Here is a 567-nt window from a genome sequence, read left to right as displayed (position 1 = left end):
CCCGGGCGCCGGGCGCGGCGGTCCCCGGTGCGGCGCTTTCCGGTGCGGCCGGCGGGCTGCGCGGCAGGCGCCTGCTGCTGCCCCTGGCGTCGGCGGCGCTGTACTGGTCCGGGATGGCGCTGAACGACTGGGCCGACCGCGAGCTGGACGCGGTCGAGCGACCCGAGCGCCCCGTCCCGTCCGGCCGGGTGAGCGCCGATCGGGCGCTGGCGGTGGCGGGCGGGCTCGGCGCCCTCGGGCTCGCGCTCGCCGCGGTCGCGGGCGGTCGGCGGTCGCTGGGCACGGCGGGCGCGCTGGCCGGCGCGGTGTGGGCCTACGACACGGTCCTCAAGGACACCCCGGCGGGCCCGCTCGCCATGGCCGCGTGCCGGGGGCTGGACGTGCTGCTCGGCGCGCCCCCGGGAGGCGTGCGGGACGCGCTGCCCGCGGCGTCCGTGCTGGCGGCGCACACCCTCGGCGTGACGGTGCTGTCGCGCGGCGAGGTGCACGGCACGTCGCCCGCGGTGGCGCGGGCGGCGCTGGCGGGCACCGCGGCCACGGCGGTCGCGGCGGGGTCGCGCGGGTGGC

1 protein-coding gene is annotated in these 567 nt (G+C 82.5%); it reads left to right on the top strand.

Annotated elements, in window-relative coordinates; genetic code table 11:
- On the top strand, positions 1-567 hold a 567-nt coding region (locus ACFP3R_RS29930; protein ID WP_380640895.1), incomplete at both ends, for a UbiA family prenyltransferase.

Origin of the sequence: Saccharothrix lopnurensis (assembly GCF_042658445.1) — a bacterium.
In the GTDB taxonomy this organism is placed as follows: domain Bacteria; phylum Actinomycetota; class Actinomycetes; order Mycobacteriales; family Pseudonocardiaceae; genus Actinosynnema; species Actinosynnema lopnurensis.
The sequence above is the reverse complement of the archived record's forward strand: the minus strand, read 5'-3'. Positions and strand labels throughout refer to the sequence as shown.